This is a genomic window from Parendozoicomonas verongulae (genome assembly GCF_009711465.1).
GTDB classification, from domain to species: domain Bacteria; phylum Pseudomonadota; class Gammaproteobacteria; order Pseudomonadales; family Endozoicomonadaceae; genus Sansalvadorimonas; species Sansalvadorimonas verongulae.
This window is the reverse complement of the sequence record NZ_SMME01000606.1, coordinates 815-1,553: the sequence shown is the minus strand read 5'-3', so window position 1 is coordinate 1,553 and position 739 is coordinate 815. Positions and strand designations below refer to the sequence as shown.

Below are 739 nucleotides of genomic sequence, written 5' to 3'. Positions count from 1 at the left end.
ATGAAATCACAATTGGGTGGAAAGAAAAATCCAAAAAATTTAATATGGCTTCAGGCTAGTGATAGCAAGGGGTTTCGTGCGTTTTCCCTGCAAGATCACCCGTCGTCTGGCACAAAGACCAGGCAGTTATGTGATTCTGGAACATCGTCGTCCGGTCTTGCGTCACAAGCCCACACAAACACTGTCGTCGGCTCCGGCGCCTGCTGGCATATTCGATAAGAGCCTCGCAGATGTCAGCCTGTTGGCTGGCATGTTAATAGATAAGTTTGTCCATCACCTGCCCCTTCATCGTCAACACCATCGCATGATAATGAGTGGCATCACCATCAGTCGCAGCACCCTCACACTGTTGGTAAAGAACACCGCCGAACTCCTGCGCCCCCTTTATAACGCGCTGCTGGAGAGTGTTCTGGCTAGCCGCGTGGTGGCGATTGATGAAACACCTATAAAGGCGGGCCGCAAAGAAAAAGGGAAAATGCAGAATGCCTGGTTCTGGCCCATCTACGGCCTTGAAGATGAAGTGGTTTTTACCTTATCAACCAGTAAATCAGCAAAACACCTGGAGTTACTGCTGGAAAACTGGCAAGGCATAGTGCTGTCCGATGGTAACCCCGTGTACGACAGTTACTGCAAAAGTCGGGAAGACATCACGTTAGCGCAATGCTGGGTACATGCTCGCCGCTACTTTGTAAGAGCTGAAAATGCTGAACCGGCAGCGACAGAGCAGGCCCTCAACCTT

Annotated in this window: 1 protein-coding gene; it reads left to right on the top strand. The window is 50.5% G+C overall.

Features of this window, described 5'->3' with window-relative positions:
- Positions 1–76: 76 nt before the first annotated feature.
- On the top strand, positions 77–739 hold a 663-nt coding region (tnpC, locus tag E1189_RS01840; protein ID WP_196221026.1), incomplete at its 3' end, for an IS66 family transposase.